Genomic DNA, 13,381 nt, shown 5'->3' with positions numbered 1-13,381 from the left:
GCGCTGTTTTTTAGCGGGCTAGCAGAGCGCCGCTCGACGCGTTGGTCGGTCGCCCATGGCAGCCAAGCGTTGCGTCAAACGGGCCAATCGGGCCGCACTGCCCTGCTGTGCAGACTCGAGAATATGCCGCGCCCAAGTCGGCAATTGCGGCGCTAGCTGATAATACACCCATTGCCCGTCCCGCTGGTCCACCAGCAGCCCGCACTGGCGAAGCTGCGCCAGATGACGCGACACCTTGGGCTGGGACTCTTCAAGCACATAGGTCATTTCGCACACGCACAGCGATTGCTCATGGGCAATCAACAGCATCAGCATCAATCGCGTTTCATCGCTCAAGCACTTGAATACCTGCAGTGCATTCAACGGAGTGGATTTTCCCAAGACGATTATCCCCACCTGATCCATAATGCGGATAGTTTACGCCACTGGCGTAAGCATCGGCAAAGCCGCTGGCAATACGCGTCAAGCAGCCACGCAGAAGCAAGACATCAGGCGCTCGACAATAGTAGCGTCAAGAAGAATTAAACAAAGGACAAGCGGAATCGATTAATGGCTGGCGTCATAAAAGGAAGGAAAACAGACGCTAGATGGCTCCCCGAGCAGGACTCGAACCTGCGACCCAATGATTAACAGTCATTTGCTCTACCAACTGAGCTATCGGGGAACAATAGAACTACCGTAAACGGTAGGAATATATCGTGCGGGGCAATTTGGCTCCTCGAGCAGGACTCGAACCTGCGACCCAATGATTAACAGTCATTTGCTCTACCAACTGAGCTATCGAGGAACAATCTAATATTGCCGTATTTGAGATCAGTTTATTGGCTCCCCGAGCAGGACTCGAACCTGCGACCCAATGATTAACAGTCATTTGCTCTACCAACTGAGCTATCGGGGAACTGCTCAAACACGGTGCGTAGTATACTGATAGAAACGTAACGGTCAAGCATCGATTCCGCGTCAACGCTAGCCGCCCGTTGGTTGTGTCCGTATAATGCGCACAATCATAGGCGCCCAGGCGCAACGACACTCCATTCATCCCTCGTCCTTCCGACGACCCATAGATGACAGGTACCGATGGCGAAGAAGCTCTTCATCAAAACGCACGGCTGCCAAATGAACGAGTATGACTCCTCCCGCATGGCGGACATGCTCGGCGTTTCTCATCAGCTCGAACTGACTGATAACGAGCGCGAAGCCGATGTCATTCTTCTCAACACCTGCTCCATTCGTGAAAAAGCGCAGGAAAAGGTGTTCCATCAGCTGGGACGCTGGAAAAAACTCAAGGACGCCAATCCCGATCTGGTCATTGGCGTCGGTGGCTGCGTTGCAAGCCAGGAAGGCGAAGCATTGCGCAAGCGTGCACCCCATGTGGACATGGTGTTTGGGCCGCAGACACTGCACCGGGTGCCATCCATGCTGGATGCACGCCGCGACAATCAAATTGCCGCGGTGGATGTGACCTTTCCGGAAATCGAGAAATTCGACCACCTGCCTAAACCGACCTCAGACGGTGCCACCGCCTTTGTGTCGATCATGGAAGGCTGCTCGAAGTACTGCTCGTTCTGTGTGGTGCCCTACACCCGCGGCGAAGAAGTCTCTCGGCCGTTTGAAGCGGTGATGGATGAGGTCATTCACCTCGCCGACCAGGGCGTGCGCGAAGTCAACCTTCTCGGCCAGAACGTCAACGCCTATCGGGGCGAAAACCAGCTGGGCGATGAAATTGACCTTGCTGAACTGATCGCCTGTGTCGCGGCGGTCGAGGGCATCGACCGCATTCGCTTCACCACTTCGCACCCGGTTGAGTTCACTGACAGTCTGGTGGATGCCTACGCCGATATACCCGAGCTGGTCAGTCACCTGCACCTGCCGGTGCAATCGGGCTCGGACCGCATCTTGAGCGCGATGAAGCGTGGCCACACGGCAGAGTCCTATATCGAAAAGATGGAGCGGATTCGTGCCAACCGCCCGGATATAAGCTTTTCCTCCGACTTTATCATTGGCTTCCCCGGCGAGACGGAAGAAGACTTTGAAGCGACGATGGACCTGATCCATCGCATAGGGTTCGACCACTCGTTCAGCTTTGTTTTCTCGGCACGCCCCGGTACACCAGCCGCCGCGCTTGAGGATGAAACACCGGAAAGCGTCAAGAAAGAACGTCTGGCGATTTTGCAGGCGCGTATTCTCCAGCAAGCTGGCCAGATCAGTCGTCGCATGGTGGGCACTACCCAGCGCATCCTGGTGACCGGCTTTTCGCCAAAAGACCCAGGTCAACTGTCCGGGCGCACGGAAAATAACCGGGTGGTCAACTTCCGCGCCGCCAATCCCACCGAGCTGATCGGCTACTTCGTGGACGTGGAAATCACCGAGGCCCTGCCCAATTCACTGCGCGGTGAACTCGCCTCCCCTGAGCGTTATTGAACATCGCTTATCCCAGGTAATTGCCCCAACACCGCTTGGGGCAGTAAGCTGACATTGACACCCATCAACCGACAGGTTTTTCACTCTTGAGCCAGCCATCGCCTCAGGCCAACCGCATTACCACATTAAGCCTTGAACCCAATGACCCACAGCGCCTTGCCAGCCTGTGTGGTCAGCAGGATGAGCACCTGAAGTTGATCGAAAGCCGCCTGGACGTAACGCTGCGCAACCGAGGCAATGTGTTCCAGTTGGCTGGGCCCGCCAATCGCATCAAAGCCGCTGCCAACGTGCTGGAACACCTCTACCGTGAAACAGCGGCGGAAGAAGTATCGGCCGACACGGTCCACCTGTTTCTCCAGGAATCCGGCCTGGAAGCGCTGGAGGAAGAAGACGATATTGAAGGCGACAGCGGCGAAGTGATCATGCGCACACCGCGCACCATGATCAAACCCCGAGGCCTGAATCAGCAGCGCTACGTCACCAGCATTCGCGAACACGACATTAACTTCGGCATTGGTCCGGCGGGTACCGGTAAAACTTACCTTGCCGTCGCGGCCGCCGTGGAAGCGCTCAACCAGCAGGCAGTGCGACGTATTTTACTGGTCCGCCCGGCAGTGGAGGCCGGTGAGAAGCTCGGCTTTCTGCCTGGCGATCTCGCCCAGAAAATCGATCCTTACCTGCGTCCGCTCTACGATGCGCTCTACGAAATGATCGGCTTCGAACAGGTCGCCAAACTGATCGAACGCCAGGTGATCGAAATTGCCCCGCTGGCTTACATGCGTGGCAGGACGCTCAACAATGCCTATATCATTCTGGATGAGAGCCAGAACACCACGCCCGAACAAATGAAAATGTTCCTGACGCGTATTGGCTTTGGCTCCACCGCCGTAATTACCGGTGACGTCACCCAGGTCGATCTGCCCAAGGGCCAGCGCTCGGGCCTGATTCAGGTACTCGACGTGCTGAAAGACACGCCTGGGATTGGCGTCACCCACTTTGCCGCCAAGGACGTGGTTCGCCACCCACTGGTGCAGCGAATAATTGAAGCCTACGACGCCTTCGAGTCCCAGCAGGAAGCCGAGGAACGCGCCCGCCGGGAAACGCGCCAGCAAGAGCGGGAAGCCCGCCTGCAAGGCCGCGAAGGCCCAGGGGATACCAAGCGATGAGTGATATCGTGATCGATCGTCAGGCGGCTATCGACGACCAACAACTACCGACGCAGGCACAGCTCATCCGCTGGGTGGGCGATGTGCTTGCCCGGCACCCCGACGACCCACGTCAGGAATTGACCGTGCGTTTCGTCGATCTCGCTGAAAGTCAGTCGCTCAATCATGATTACCGGGGCAAGGATAAGCCCACCAACGTATTGTCGTTCCCGTTCGAGAATCCACCGGGCATCACGCTGCCATTACTCGGCGATCTGGTGATTTGCCATGCCATTGTTGTAAAAGAGGCTGCAGAACAGCATAAAGCCCTTGAGCATCATTACGCCCATATGGTGATTCACGGCACCTTGCATTTGTTGGGCTATGATCACATTGAGGAGGAAGACGCCGAGGTGATGGAGCAATGTGAGCGCGAGCTGCTTGCCACCCTGGGTATCACCGACCCTTATATTGGCGACATATGAGACTTAAGGCCCATACGTTGAACTGGTACCGCGCCCCCGGTCAGTGATAAAACGTCCTTTCGAATCACGCTACCTGAGTCCGTCAACAAGAGATTACCTGCATGAGCGAAGACCGATCGAGCAACGCCAATCAACGATCCTGGCTCGAGAAACTCTTTAGCGCCCTTTCGGGCGACAACGACGAACCCAGCTCCCGCGATGAGTTACTGGAATTTTTACGCCACGCGGCAGGGCGTTTAAAGCTTGATCAGGACGCCATCATGATCATTGAAGGCGCACTGGAAATCAGCGACCAACAGGTTCGCGAAATCCTTATCCCCCGCTCACAGATCTCGGCGATCACTCTTGATCAGACCAGCGAAGAGTACCTGGCGCTCATTCAAGAGACCGGTCACTCACGCTATCCGGTGATTGGCGAAAACCTTGACGATGTAAAAGGCATTCTGCTGGTCAAGGATTTGTTACCGCTGCTTTCACAGACCCAGGCCGAGCGCGATGCGTTTCAACTGGCTGATATCGTTCGCTCGGCGATGTTCATTCCTGAATCCAAACGACTCAACAGCCTGCTTAAAGAGTTCCGCGACACCCACAACCACATGGCCGTTGTGGTCGACGAATACGGTGGCACGGCGGGCATTATTACCATCGAAGATATTCTTGAGCAGATTGTCGGCAACATTGAAGATGAGCACGACGCCGACGAGGAAGAGGATATTCGCGAGCTCGACAACAAGCGCTATGCCATCCGTGCCCTCACCACCATCGACGACTTTAACGAGCACTTCGATACCCAGTTCTCTGACGATGAATTCGATACCATCGGCGGACTGGTGATGCAGCAATTTGGCCACCTGCCGCAACGCGGCGAATATACCCACCTGGGCGGTTGGCGCTTTGAGGTCCTCAACGCCGACAACCGCCGCATCCGCCTGCTTGAGGCCTACCGGGAACAACGCCCTGACAGCAGCGACGACGAGCAGAACGACACCTAGCCTTCACGCCTCAACGTTCAGGACATAAGGATATCTCGCTATGGGTAGCATCCCAGCTGTGTATCGACAGCTAATCGCCGCACTGATGGCTGGCGGCTTCACAACGCTGACGGCGTCGCCATTTGAGCTATGGTGGTTAGGGCCGGTTGCCGCAGGCTTGATGTACGCAGGCACTCATCAACTGACCGCCGCCCAGGCGGCCCTCAAGGGCTGGCTCTACGGGGTGGCGTTGTTTGGCAGCGGTGCTTCCTGGGTCTACGTATCGATCCACGACTACGGCTATACCGGCGTACCGCTTGCGCTGTTTCTCACCGCCCTGTTCGTCTGCGTACTGGCGCTGTTTTACGCTGGCACGCTGTGGCTCTACCGCCGCTTTACCGGCCCCCGACTGGCCCTTGTCAGCTTTGCCGGCATCTGGGTGCTGGGAGAAGTCCTGCGCACCTACCTATTCACCGGTTTTCCCTGGCTATTACTCGGCTCAGGCTATGTAGACTCGCCGCTGGCCGGCTGGGCGCCCATCGGCGGTGTCTATCTGCTATCGCTGCTGGTTGCCCTCAGTGGCACACTCGGCGCGGCGCTGCTGCTGCGCCGCCAATGGTGGACACTCGCGCCACTGGCGGCTGTCTGGCTGTTACCACTGGCGTTGCCCTCGCAGTGGACCACACCCGTCGAAACACCCACGCGGGTCGCACTGCTACAGGGCAATCTTCCCCAGCTCGAAAAATGGACCCCTGAAGGCCAGCGCAATGCCGCCAACATTTACAGCGACTTGACCCGCGACGTCGCCGATAACGTTGACCTGATTGTGTGGCCGGAAACGGCCCTGCCCATGGTGGAAACCCAGGCACGCCCGGTGCTTGAGCGCGTACAGAGCAATCTGCCCACCGACACGGCACTGATGACCGGCATCGTTCAGCGTGACATCAACGAGCGCTACTTCAACAGCGTGGTAGGTGTGGGTAATGTCGAAGGCAGCTATCAAAAAGAGCATTTAGTGCCCTTTGGCGAATACCTGCCATTGGAAAGTCTGCTGCGCGGGGCTATCGACTTTTTCAACCTGCCCATGTCGAGCTTTACCAAAGGGGAGTCCGACCAGGCGCCAATGCAGGCTGCAGGGGTCAGCATCGGCAATGCCATCTGCTATGAAATCATTTACCCGCAATTGGTGGCCGACCGCGCCAGAGACAGCGATGTATTGATGACGCTGTCCAACGATACCTGGTTTGGCGCCTCGATCGGCCCGCACCAACACTTGCAGATGGCGCGTCTCAGGGCGCTGGAAAATGGCCGCTACGTGCTTCGTGCGACCAGCAACGGCATTACCGCGATCATTGATGCACAGGGTCGCGTGGTCGAGCGCGCGCCCCAGTTCGAGACCACATCGCTCACCGGCGAGTTCTACGCCACCCAGGGGTTAACGCCGTTTACCCGGATGGGAAGCTGGCCGGTGTGGTTTTTAGCCGCACTCATGGTGCTGGTGGGTGTGCCGCAGACTCGCCGCCGGTAAACTGGGCATTCAGGTCGGTATGCGGCCGGGTGTCGATAACGCCGTTACAGGTATTGCCATGCTTAAATCTCGCCCCTTCTTATTGCTCGTCGCGCTTCCGGTAATCCTGGCGTTGCTACTGGGCGGCGCCATTTTTGGCGGACAGGCATTATCCGACAGCAATGTCGACGATGATATTCAGCGTGCGCTGTCGCAAACCCTCGGCTCCCCCGGTGACATCGAGCTTGCCAAGCTACAGAAGGTGCAATACGGCTACACCATTTGTGGGCTGTACCGAACCGCTTCGTCTGACCGCGGCTACGCGTCGTTCATGTACGATACGCAAAGCGACGACGTGATCCTGGATATAAAGTCACGACGTTATAAGTCGCGCTGCAGTCTATCCGTCGCCTGCCAGTAACCTAGTCTCCCTGCTCCACCAGCTGGTTGATATCGGCAACGGCGTCAGTGATCGGATGGCTGTCACGGATCAGGAATCGTGCCTCTCCTTCCCGGTCAAATGCAAAAACCGCGCTTGTGTGCGTCACAATATAGTCACCACGCTGGTTGGGTTCTTCGTAATCATACGTGACACGCATACGGTTGGTCAGGGCGTCTATTTCCGCCAGGTCTCCCGTAATGCCAATAAACTCAGGGCCGAAGGCATTGGTGTAGCGCTTTACGACCTCGGGGGTATCACGCTTCGGGTCAACGGAGATGAACAGCACCTGGATGTCGTCACGGACGTCATCGTCCAATCGGTTCAACGTGCCTGCCAGTCTGGCCAGCGTAATCGGGCACACATCCGGGCAATAGGTATACCCAAAGTAAACCAGTGTGACCTTACCCCGATACTCTTCAGCCTCGACGGCCTGACCGTTTTCGTCAATCAACGAAAAATCCAGCGGCGGCATGATCTCGTGGGTTTCTGCCGTGCGCCAGCTTCGATCAACACAGCCGACGAGCCACAGCGCAGCCAGCACAATAAACAACTGTTTAATCATTAACTCGTCCTGCGTGACAGCGTATTAAAGCGATACAGGGGATACCACATCGAACGTGACCGACAGCTGCTGAGCATCGTCAAACTCCAGCATCACCTCGACATCATCACCTTCAGAAAAGGTTTTCAGACGCCCGATAAACATCAAGTGATGGCCTTTTGGGGCAAACTCGAAACGCTCCCCCGCCTCGATTTCCACTTGCTCCATGGCGTGCATATGCGCCATGCCATTTTCCTCGCTGCTCATATGGATCTCGACGTCTTCAAAGGCCTCGCTTTGCGCGCCGACTAAAACAGCTGTCTCGTCGCCGGTATTATGTAGCTGAAAATACCCCGCTCCCGGCTGCTCACCGGGCAACAAACTCAATCGCGCGTTACTGACCTGCACGTCCTGTCCACTGGCATGTCCGGCGGTTATCAGCATCAGCAGCATGCCACCGGCTAACAGCCGAGGGGCCTGGAATAGGTGACTGACCATCTTATTTCTCCTTTTGGGGAAGGACTGAGTTTTTCGGTGCTGTTCTAGTCAACTGACACGCTAGACGCTTTGCGCGCTGACGTTGTTGAGCATCTCAAAAGCTTCATCACCATAGCCAGATTCCAGGTTTCCGCAACCCTGATGCGACATTATGTCAGCGACACCGTCGATTGTCTGGTTATACGAAAAAAGCCCCACCGTTAAGGCAGGGCTTCATCAGGCGGAACGTACTTGGTCACCTATTCAGGTATTTCACCCAACACTTCAGGAATCGTGGTCTTTACATAGCGCCCTGGGGCGGGCTCGATCACGCTTAACTCGCCCTCACCTGGCTGACGTGCGGCGACCATTTTTTTCGGATCCGGGTCCGCATAGCCATTTTCGGTGACCCAGGCCTGCCAGTGAGGCCACCACGACCCTTCATTGAAGGTCGCCCCCTCAAACCAGGCTTCATGGCTTTCAGGCAGCTGATCGTTCGTCCAGTGGCCATATTTTTGCTTATGGGGCGGATTGACGATACCGGCAATGTGCCCCGAACCGCCCAGCACAAAGGTTGATGGCCCTTTTGGCAACAGCGCGCCGTAATAGGAGCTGTTCCACTTGGCAATATGGTCTTCCTTGGCCGACACAAAATAGCTGGGCGCCGATATTTTCCTGAGATCGATCTTCACCCCGTCAAGTTCGATGCCGCCGGGCTCGACCAGCTTGTTCTCCAGGTACATGTGCCGCAGGTACCAGGCATGGGTTCCGGCAGGCAGGTTGGTACCGTCCGTGTTCCAGTAAAGCAGGTCGAAGGCAGCCGGGGTTTCACCTTTCAGATAATTATTGATGTAGAACGACCAGAAAAGATCGTTTTCACGCAGCAGGTTAAAGGTATAGGCCATCGAGCGCCCGTCCAGATAACCTTTCAACTGCATACTCTCTTCAATGCCCTCTACGACGCGTTCGTTGAGGAATACACCGATATCGCCGGGATCACGGAAGTCCTGCAGGGTGGCCATGTAGGTCACCGATTTAACCTTGCGGCCACGCCGTGTGCTGGTGAGATAGGCCACGGTCGATGCCGTCAGCGTGCCGCCAACGCAGTAACTCAACAGATTGACGGACTTTTCACCGCAAGCCTTTTCAATCGCTTCCATGGCGGTAACCGGGCCCAACTGCATGTAATCGGCCCAGGTGATGTCATGCTGTTCCGGCCCCGGATTGCGCCAGGAAATCAGAAATACGCTATGCCCCTGGTCGACAAGCCACTTCATCATCGAATTATCTTCGCGCAGATCCAGTACGTAGTACTTGTTGATCCACGGTGGCACGACCAGCAGTGGTGTTTTATAGGTTTTTTCGGTGGTGGGCGTGTACTGGATCAGCTGCATCAACTCATTTTCATACACCACGGCCCCAGGGGTAACGGCGATGTTTTCGCCAACGCCAAAGGCACTGCGATCCGTCATACGGACGTTGATGCCCTCGGCAGAATTGGCCAGGTCATCGCGCAGCCGCTCAAGCCCCTCCACCAGATTCTGCCCCTTGGTTTCCAGCGTGCGGCGCATGACCTCGGGGTTCGTCGTGACAAAGTTGGTCGGCGACATCGCGTTGACGACCTGACGCGCATAAAAGGCCAGGTTGCGCTTATGGGTTTCGTCCATCCCGCTCAGACTGTCCACCAGCTCATCCACCATCTGGGAAAACAGCAGGTACTGCTGCATGATGGCCATGAAGTGGGGTTCCCGGGTCCAGGCCTCGTCCTTGAATCGCCGGTCGCCTTTCTCCGGCGTGACCATTGGCGATACCTCTTCACCGGCCATCGCCCGCATGCCCTGCTGCCACAGCAGCCACTGGTCCTGCAACAGGCGTGACTGGGTCTGCCATAATAGCGTCGGGTTCTGCATTAATGACTGCGCGCCGGCTTCAAAGCTTTCCCGCATGTCGCTATACACGGAGTCTGCCGCTTCGCTTGGCGCAATGCGCGATAACAGATCCTGCATGAGACCTTGATACTGCTCACCAATATCTTTCAGCTGTGCATTCCACGCTTCCAGCTCTTCTTGAGAAAGGCCATGGGGCGGTAATTCCCACTCTGCTGACATCTTCGTTCTCCTTTACCGGCGCGGCAACGCTAACGCAGCCTGTTTGATGGCAGGTAATCAAAGGCTCAAAATAGGCGCGGCGCCCTTGGGCGCCGCGATCAATCGGGTCAATCAGCTTTTACGCGAGGATTGGCTGCTCGCTTTTGCGGACTGCTCACCCTTGGCGGCGGCTGGCTGCTCGCCTTTGGCCGCGGCGCTGGCCTGGTCGGCCATCTGCTTGCCTGCTTCACCAAACAGCTTTTCCATCTCTGCCTTGAATTCAAGGCTCATCTCGCTCATCACGCGAGCGTCTTCCTGCATTTTCTGAGACAGCTCGTTCATCATCGCCGCTTGCTGCGTGCCGAAGTCGCGCAGGCTTTCAGCATCCTGAACGTCGGTTGCGCTGCGCAGGCGCTCGGTACCCATCTGGCTGTAGCGCTTCATCGCTTCCAGCTGATATTGGGTCATCTTTTCCATGTTGTTGAGCATCAGCGAGTTCATCTTGCGCATCGGCTCAAACATTTGGCGGGTCTGGGCGTTGAAGGCGTCCATCATTTTATCTTGCATGGTATCTACTCCTCTATTCGTTCCTTGGCATGAGCCGTGAGTGACTCACTTGAACACGAATTGCTGCACTGCAAAAAGAGTAATGATTGACAGGGCATGTTGCAACTACCTTGACGAAAACGGCCTCTAGCGCTTTGGTCGTGTCCGGGTTTCATTACTCCGATTTCCGTTTTGCCCGTGACCGGGAAGATGCCGTTGCCTTGGCATTAGCATTGGCGCTCTTGGTACTTGTCGTGCCACTTTGAGCCTTTTCCTCTTCAGGTGCATCGCTGCTACTGGCATTCCCGGCTTGTTTCAACATATCCAGCATCATCTGCTGATAGGTGCCGAAATTGGACAACCCCTGTGAAAGGCCCTGCTGCATCATGGGCTGCTGCAGGAAAGGCCGCATCAGGCTCATGGGGTCATACCCCTCAACGCCGGACTCCATTTGCCGCTGGATGTTCTCAAGCAGGTGTTGCTGAAACGCTTCAACGTCGGGCAACCCCAGCGCTTGGCGAAACTCATCGGGGGTGAGATCGAACTCAACGTTAATCTTCATTGGCGGCTCCTGCTTCATTAACCAATATTGTTTTATTAGAGTGTAGCAGCGATATGCGAGGGACACCTTGCCGCTAGCGTTGGGTTAAACGTGGTGTATCAACGCTTACTGCACCGTTTTGCCCACGCTGCCGCAACCAGTGATCCATCAACGTTATCGCCATCATCGCTTCCGCGATGGGCGTTGCGCGAATACCCACGCAAGGGTCATGACGACCTTTGGTCACCACCTCGACGGCGTTGCCGTTGACGTCGATCGAGCGCCCCGGCGTGGTGATGCTCGACGTCGGCTTGAGCGCCAGGCGGGCCACAATGGGCTGGCCGCTGGAAATCCCCCCCAGAACACCGCCGGCGTGGTTGGACAAAAAGCCTTCCGGCGTCATCTCGTCGCGATGCTCACTGCCTCGTTGATCGATGCACCCAAACCCGGCGCCAATCTCAATCCCTTTTACCGCATTAATACTCATCAAACCATGCGCCAGATCAGCATCCAGGCGATCAAATACCGGCTCACCCAGCCCGACCGGAACGCCTTCGGCCACCACGGTGATCTCCGCGCCGACGGAATCCTGATCGCGGCGCAATTGATCCATGTAGTCCTCAAGCTCGGGCACTTTGGCGGGATCGGGGCAGAAAAACGCGTTCTGCCCGACGGCATCCCAGGAATTGAAATCTATCTTGATCGGGCCAAGCTGGCTCATATAGCCACGCACCTGCACTCCCTGAGCCGCCAGATACTGTTTGGCAATGGCACCCGCGGCGACCCGCACCGCGGTTTCCCGCGCGCTTGAACGCCCTCCCCCACGATAGTCACGGTGACCATACTTGTGGTGATAGGTGTAGTCCGCGTGGGCAGGGCGAAACTGGTCCTTGATTTTTGAATAATCTTTCGAGCGTTGATCGGTGTTCTCGATGATCAAACCAATCGAGGTGCCGGTCGTTTTGCCTTCGAAAACGCCCGACAGGATTTTCACCTGGTCCGCTTCCTGGCGCTGGGTGGTATACCGCGAGCTACCGGGGCGGCGGCGGTCCAGGTCGTGCTGCAGATCCGCCTCGGAGAGAGGCAACCCTGGCGGGCAGCCATCGACGATCGCGCCTAGCGCCGGGCCGTGGCTTTCCCCGAAGGTGGTAACGGTAAATAGTTTGCCAAATGTATTGCCGGACATGAGCCTTAGTTCCTCACGCAAAAGACGCCGCATGGGCGTCGAGTTCAGCAGCGCTCAGAGCAAAGACACCCTGGCCGCCACGCTCGAATTCAAGCCACATGAACGCCACTTCTGGAAAAGCAGCCTCCACGTGGCGGTCTGAGTTGCCCACTTCGACAATCAGCCACCCCTCATCGGTCAGGTGCGCACGTGCCTCGCGCAGAATGCGTCGTACGATATCCAGACCGTCGCTACCCGCTCCCAGCGCTAAGGCAGGCTCGTGGCGAAATTCGGCGGGCATGGTGGCCAAGTCACGCTGATCGACATAGGGCGGGTTCGAAATAATGACATCAAAGCGCTGGCCCTCCAGCCCGCTGAACACGTCGGCTTCCACCGCACGTACGCGCTCGCCGACATCGTGGCGGGTGATATTCTGGCGCGCCACGGCAAGGGCTTCCTGGCTAATGTCGGCCAGCGTCACCTCGCAAGTGGGCAAATAAAGCGCGGTGGCAATGCCGATACAACCGGAGCCGGTGCACAAATCCAGTACCCGCTCGGGCGGCTCCTCGGGGAACCAGGCCGCGAAGCCGTCCTCGATCAGCTCCGCCATCGGTGAGCGCGGGATCAGCACGCGTTCATCAACGTTAAACGGATAACCGGCAAAAAAAGCCTCACCTAACAGGTAAGGCAGCGGTCGGCGCGTGGTGATTCGCTCACGGGTAAGGACCACTATGCGCTCGCGCTCCATCGGCAACAACCGCGCATCCTGTACACCCGGGTCGACATTCCAGGGCAAATGCAGTGCCCCCAGACACAGCGCAACGGCTTCGTCCCATGCCGACTCGGTGCCATGGCCGTAATAGAGTCCCGCCAAATAGAACTCGCTGGATACCCAGCGCAGGTAGTCACGTAAGGTTATGAGCTCGCTCACCAGCGCCGTATCCGGCAGGGTGAGGGAGGAAGGCGAAGTCTCGGCGTTGAGAGGCTGGGTCACATTGGCTCCTGGTCAACAAAGGCGACCATCCCCATCGGGAGACGGCATGGCTAAAGAAA

The 13,381-nt window shown here is 56.9% G+C and carries 14 protein-coding genes and 3 tRNA genes; 6 read left to right on the top strand and 11 right to left on the bottom strand.

Annotated elements, in window-relative coordinates:
* Positions 1–18 precede the first annotated feature (18 nt).
* The 4 genes from QC816_RS13060 to QC816_RS13045 all read right to left on the bottom strand — a co-directional run bounded on the left by QC816_RS13060 (position 19) and on the right by QC816_RS13045 (position 898).
* Positions 19–405, bottom strand: coding sequence for a metalloregulator ArsR/SmtB family transcription factor (locus QC816_RS13060; protein ID WP_176243617.1), 387 nt, complete (start codon positions 403–405; stop codon positions 19–21).
* A gap of 183 nt (positions 406–588) precedes the next feature.
* A tRNA-Asn gene (locus QC816_RS13055) sits at positions 589–664 on the bottom strand.
* 47 nt (positions 665–711) lie between these two features.
* Positions 712–787: transfer RNA gene (locus tag QC816_RS13050), tRNA-Asn, on the bottom strand.
* Positions 788–822: 35 nt separating this feature from the next.
* Positions 823–898: transfer RNA gene (locus QC816_RS13045), tRNA-Asn, on the bottom strand.
* Positions 899–1,077: 179 nt separating this feature from the next.
* On the opposite strand from QC816_RS13045, the gene miaB reads away from it, so the two are divergent.
* From miaB to QC816_RS13015, 6 genes are all read left to right on the top strand, one after another.
* Positions 1,078–2,421, top strand: coding sequence for a tRNA (N6-isopentenyl adenosine(37)-C2)-methylthiotransferase MiaB (gene miaB, locus QC816_RS13040; protein WP_309782722.1), 1,344 nt, complete (start codon positions 1,078–1,080; stop codon positions 2,419–2,421).
* Positions 2,422–2,507: 86 nt separating this feature from the next.
* The gene (locus QC816_RS13035) at positions 2,508–3,587 is read left to right on the top strand and encodes a PhoH family protein (RefSeq protein WP_085917408.1); all 1,080 of its coding nucleotides are present in this window, start codon (positions 2,508–2,510) and stop codon (positions 3,585–3,587) included.
* A complete protein-coding gene (gene ybeY, locus QC816_RS13030) occupies positions 3,584–4,051 on the top strand; it encodes an rRNA maturation RNase YbeY (protein ID WP_085917407.1) in 468 nt (155 codons plus the stop codon). The genes QC816_RS13035 and ybeY overlap by 4 nt, the downstream gene beginning before the upstream one ends.
* Positions 4,052–4,152: 101 nt before the next feature.
* A complete protein-coding gene (locus tag QC816_RS13025) occupies positions 4,153–5,043 on the top strand; it encodes an HlyC/CorC family transporter (RefSeq protein ID WP_085917406.1) in 891 nt (296 codons plus the stop codon).
* Between the two features lie 40 nt (positions 5,044–5,083).
* Positions 5,084–6,550 (top strand): apolipoprotein N-acyltransferase, encoded by a 1,467-nt coding sequence (gene lnt / locus QC816_RS13020; RefSeq protein WP_264826342.1) that lies wholly within the window; start codon positions 5,084–5,086, stop codon positions 6,548–6,550.
* Positions 6,525–6,950, top strand: a complete 426-nt coding sequence (locus tag QC816_RS13015; RefSeq protein ID WP_264826343.1) for a hypothetical protein — start codon at positions 6,525–6,527, stop codon at positions 6,948–6,950. Before lnt ends, QC816_RS13015 begins: the two co-directional genes overlap by 26 nt.
* Position 6,951: 1 nt before the next feature.
* Here QC816_RS13015 and QC816_RS13010 read toward each other — a convergent pair whose 3' ends face one another.
* From QC816_RS13010 to prmB, 7 genes are all read right to left on the bottom strand, one after another.
* On the bottom strand, positions 6,952–7,533 hold the full coding sequence (locus QC816_RS13010) for an SCO family protein (RefSeq protein ID WP_264826344.1): 582 nt from the start codon (positions 7,531–7,533) through the stop codon (positions 6,952–6,954).
* A gap of 24 nt (positions 7,534–7,557) precedes the next feature.
* Positions 7,558–8,010 (bottom strand): copper chaperone PCu(A)C, encoded by a 453-nt coding sequence (locus QC816_RS13005; RefSeq protein WP_264826345.1) that lies wholly within the window; start codon positions 8,008–8,010, stop codon positions 7,558–7,560.
* Positions 8,011–8,249: 239 nt separating this feature from the next.
* The gene (gene phaC / locus QC816_RS13000; RefSeq protein ID WP_309782718.1) at positions 8,250–10,097 is read right to left on the bottom strand and encodes a class I poly(R)-hydroxyalkanoic acid synthase; all 1,848 of its coding nucleotides are present in this window, start codon (positions 10,095–10,097) and stop codon (positions 8,250–8,252) included.
* A gap of 111 nt (positions 10,098–10,208) precedes the next feature.
* A complete protein-coding gene (locus tag QC816_RS12995) occupies positions 10,209–10,643 on the bottom strand; it encodes a phasin family protein (protein WP_085917401.1) in 435 nt (144 codons plus the stop codon).
* Positions 10,644–10,797: 154 nt separating this feature from the next.
* Positions 10,798–11,184 carry a hypothetical protein gene (locus QC816_RS12990; RefSeq protein WP_085917400.1) on the bottom strand — a complete coding sequence of 129 codons (387 nt, stop codon included), beginning with the start codon at positions 11,182–11,184 and terminating at the stop codon, positions 10,798–10,800.
* 73 nt (positions 11,185–11,257) lie between these two features.
* Positions 11,258–12,349, bottom strand: coding sequence for a chorismate synthase (aroC, locus tag QC816_RS12985; protein WP_085917399.1), 1,092 nt, complete (start codon positions 12,347–12,349; stop codon positions 11,258–11,260).
* A 13-nt stretch (positions 12,350–12,362) separates the two neighbouring features.
* Complete coding sequence (gene prmB / locus QC816_RS12980) at positions 12,363–13,322, bottom strand: 50S ribosomal protein L3 N(5)-glutamine methyltransferase (protein ID WP_085917398.1); 960 nt, start codon at positions 13,320–13,322, stop codon at positions 12,363–12,365.
* Positions 13,323–13,381: the final 59 nt, after the last annotated feature.

The sequence above is a fragment of the Vreelandella janggokensis genome (genome assembly GCF_031451615.1).
GTDB classification, from domain to species: domain Bacteria; phylum Pseudomonadota; class Gammaproteobacteria; order Pseudomonadales; family Halomonadaceae; genus Vreelandella; species Vreelandella janggokensis.
This window is presented reverse-complemented; position numbering and strand designations above follow the sequence as displayed.